General features: G+C 51.7%; 4 protein-coding genes. All 4 read left to right on the top strand.

The genetic code is table 11. The features are described from left to right. Positions 1–1,467: hypothetical protein (locus ABD892_RS01000; RefSeq protein WP_345192919.1), on the top strand; the 1,467-nt coding region annotated here is incomplete at its 5' end. 24 nt (positions 1,468–1,491) lie between these two features. After that, positions 1,492–1,899: a four helix bundle protein gene (locus tag ABD892_RS00995; protein WP_345192917.1), complete on the top strand. Its 408-nt coding sequence runs from the start codon at positions 1,492–1,494 to the stop codon at positions 1,897–1,899. Between the two features lie 280 nt (positions 1,900–2,179). Then, positions 2,180–3,232: a reverse transcriptase domain-containing protein gene (locus ABD892_RS00990; protein WP_345192915.1), complete on the top strand. Its 1,053-nt coding sequence runs from the start codon at positions 2,180–2,182 to the stop codon at positions 3,230–3,232. Then, positions 3,165–3,614, top strand: coding sequence for a hypothetical protein (locus ABD892_RS00985; protein ID WP_345192913.1), 450 nt, complete (start codon positions 3,165–3,167; stop codon positions 3,612–3,614). The genes ABD892_RS00990 and ABD892_RS00985 overlap by 68 nt, the downstream gene beginning before the upstream one ends. Positions 3,615–3,625 lie beyond the last annotated feature (11 nt).

Genomic DNA, 3,625 nt, shown 5'->3' with positions numbered 1-3,625 from the left:
GAGGCCGACCGCTCCACCGCCGAGGCGAGCAAGGCGGCACAGAATAACCAGTCATCTGCCAATCATGCCGACCGGTCCGAAGCTGCAGCCGCTCAGGCAGAGGCAATTGTCTACAGCGGTGAAGCCAGCACTACGCCGGCCGAGGGCAAAATACCCATCGGTAAAAAAGGCGGGTTTATTGATATCGGATGGATTGACCCGCACTATGCCAGCGCAGCGCCGAACTTTATCGGCAGGACTGGAGGTGCAGGTTTTGGGGTTGGTATCTGTCCTGAATTGCCTGTTGGCTTCTCACCTTTGCCCGGCACGACATCACCCACCAGTGACGACTACGGCAACTATCGCTACACCGATGGCTCTATCATGTGCTGGGTACCACTGTTCTACTACCGGATCACCGGCAACAGTATTGAGATTGCAGCGGAATCAGATTACGAAACCAGAGCCGCAGCCGAGGCTGACAATTTCGCATTACACCGGGCTTTTATTGATGGCGGTCAGGTGCAACGTGGGCTCTTTGTCGATAAGTACATGGTCTCCGCCAACAATGGCACAGCATCGAGCATCAAAGACGGGCTGCCAATGTCCAGCAGCGGCTCACATAATCCTTATTCTCAAGTAGTCGCACCCAACAACTATGGCGGCAGTGTCGAAGTCTGCAAAACCCGTGGTGATGTATTCTTTCCGGCAAGCCGGTTTATCCATTCAGCGTTAGCATTGCTCTCACTGGCTCACGGTCAGGGCGCAACCAATGACGCCTACTGTGCATGGTTCGATGCGGCGGGCGTCAAGAACTACCCGAAAGGTTGTAACAACAACGCGCTTGGCGACACGGATGATAATACCGTCAGCTATGTGTCAGACGGTTACAGCAATTGCGGCAAAACCGGCTCAGGCTCACCGTTCGCAAAAACGACACACAACGGGCAAGCGTGCGGCATTGCCGACCTGAACGGCCTGATGTATGAGGTGGCAATTGGTATCACTCGCCCTGGCACCAGCTCAGGCGATGCGGCTGAAAACAACGGCGGTGACTTCTGGTGCCTGAAAGAGTCGGTAGCAATGGCCAGCCTGACCAGCGGCTGGAATACACCTACAGACGCATGGGGCGATATTAACCACGTAGCCACGCTTTATGACGTAGTGGCACTGCCTCACATTGAGCATATTTCCAACTGGGTACGGTTCGGCAATAACGAGAATCCGGTGTTATCAGCGGAGACTTCTGGAAATGGCTGGATGACGACCGGACTCGGCATCTTCCAGCCGGACGGAGGCTCTTCTGGCGGCACCAACCAGTTTGGTCGTGACGGGTTATACAGCTATCACCGCGCCAACCTTTGCCTCCTCTCCGGCGGCTACTGGAGCAATGGTTCGAATGCGGGTGTGTGGTTCGCGGCTCTCAGCAGCTCTCGCCACAGCTCGGCCGACCATGTTGGGTGCCGGGCCGCCTGTTATTTGTCTTAAGGCGCGGTAGCGCCGGTAAACCCCATGTCGATACACTCCGAGGCAGAGCTGCATAGAAAATATGTGGCCTTTGCCAAATTGCTCAATATCTACCTGAACCACTTCCCGAAACACGAGAAGTACGCGCTATCCCAGCGCATCAGGGATACCGCCTATGAAGTCTATGATTTAATCACCGAGGCTCAGAAGCGGTATCACAAAAAGACCACTCTCACCAATCTGGATATACGTCACCAGCAGCTCAGGATGCAACTCAACCTGGCTAATGAGCTGGAGTATTACCAGTTTAAGGACGGACGACGATACCCCGACAATCCGGCAGAGGTAGCCGCTAAACGCTACCTTGCGATCAGTCGTCACGTTGATGAGCTTGGCAGAATGATCGGCGGTTGGCTGCAATCTGAAAAGGCGAAGCAACCAGCCACCGATTAAGCAGGAAAGGGCAGCGCCTCAATATGCTTTGCCTCCAATCCGGCGGCAACTGGAACAATGGTTCGAATGCAGGTGTGTGGTACGCGAATCTCAACAACTATCGCCACAACTCGAACAACAATGTTGGGTGCCGGGCCGACTGTGAAACACTTCCTCATATTCCTGACGGAAATAGTGGAGCACAGGGATGCGCTGTCCTGCGTTACGCGAACTCAACCGATAAAATCTTTTCAGTAGCTTTGCTGATTCATCAGAAAGTCGACCATCAGGTTTTATTGCCATGAAACGAATCGGCCATTTGTTTGAGCAGGCGTTTAGTCGTGACAATCTCTATCACGCCTATCTGGACGCCAGAAAGGGAAAGCGAAATAAAAGAGCGTGCTTCCAGTTCGAGTTATCACTGGGGTTTCATCTGGAAAAGATTTACCAGGAATTATGGACAGACCGATACCGACCCAAGCCCTATTTTAAATTCATCATCTACGAGCCGAAAGAGCGGACTATCTACGCACCGTCGTTTCGTGATGTGGTGGTGCAGCACGCCATCTATCGGATTATCTACTCGATATTCGATAAGACGTTTATCAGCACCAGCTTTGCCTGCCGTGTTGGGTACGGAACGCACAAAGCCAGTGCAGCCGCTCAGCGAATGTTGCGGCAGTGCAAACCGGACGATTACACGCTGAAACTGGATTTACGGAAATTCTTTTATCGGATAGACCGGGCGATTCTGGAAAAGCAGATCCGGCAAAAGCTTAAGGATGAGCGGCTCATCAGGATCATGATGCAGTTTGCTGACTATGAGGGGCCGATAGGCATACCGATCGGCAACTTGCTCAGCCAGATTTACGCGCTCATTTACCTGAATCCTCTGGACCACTTTATTAAGCGGGAATTAAAAGTTAAGCATTACCTTCGCTATGTGGATGACTTTATTCTGNATTACCTTCGCTATGTGGATGACTTTATTCTGATCGGCCTGAGCCGTGACCAGTGCCTTGATTATCGTCAACGAATCATTCAATGGCTGGATACAGAGCTTGCAATGACGCTCTCAAAATCCACTATCCAGAAAGTAAAACACGGTTTGAACTTTGTTGGTTACAGGACTTGGCGCAGCAAGAAGTTTATCCGCAAGCATTCGCTGTACAAGTTCAAGCAGTCGGCCAAGAAAGATAAATTGGAAAGCTGTATCTCCATTCTTGGACATGCCCGACAAACCGCCTCGCTCACCCACTTACTCAACTATGCCAGAGAGATAAACCATGGTCTCTATTGTTCGCTACCGCAAACATATCACCGCTTACACCATCATCGAATTGCACCAGGCTGAGAATGAAAACGGCGATCGACTGACTACAGAACTGGCGACACTGGATAATGGTTTTACTTATGTCGCCGTACCTGAAGGCGTAGTGCTGCCCATTCAGCCCGAGGAGATCAAACCGGAAGACGTAGTGCTGACCGACGAGCTACGAGAGCAGATCAAACGGGAAAGCCCGCACGTCAGGCTGATTAATGCGAGAGTGGTGGAAAAGATCAGGCAGCGATACACCGCCGACGATGAACGCAAATACACCGCCGACACGATTAATAATGCAGTTTATGGTGAGCCTTTGAGTGCTACGCAGACAACAAAGCGGGATGCCTATATAAATTATCGAAACGAGTGCGTACGCTGGGGTAGAGAACAGAAATCTCTGCTTGGGTTGTAAGTTATGACCCC

It is taken from the genome of Kistimonas scapharcae (genome assembly GCF_039540975.1).
Classification (GTDB): domain Bacteria; phylum Pseudomonadota; class Gammaproteobacteria; order Pseudomonadales; family Endozoicomonadaceae; genus Kistimonas; species Kistimonas scapharcae.
This window is presented reverse-complemented; position numbering and strand designations above follow the sequence as displayed.

Excerpts from the sequence above, each read along its gene's own strand:
- ABD892_RS00995 (WP_345192917.1), top strand. The coding sequence starts at position 1,492 with ATGTCGATACACTCCGAGGCAGAGCTGCATAGAAAATATGTGGCCTTT.
- ABD892_RS00985 (WP_345192913.1), top strand. The coding sequence starts at position 3,165 with ATGGTCTCTATTGTTCGCTACCGCAAACATATCACCGCTTACACCATC.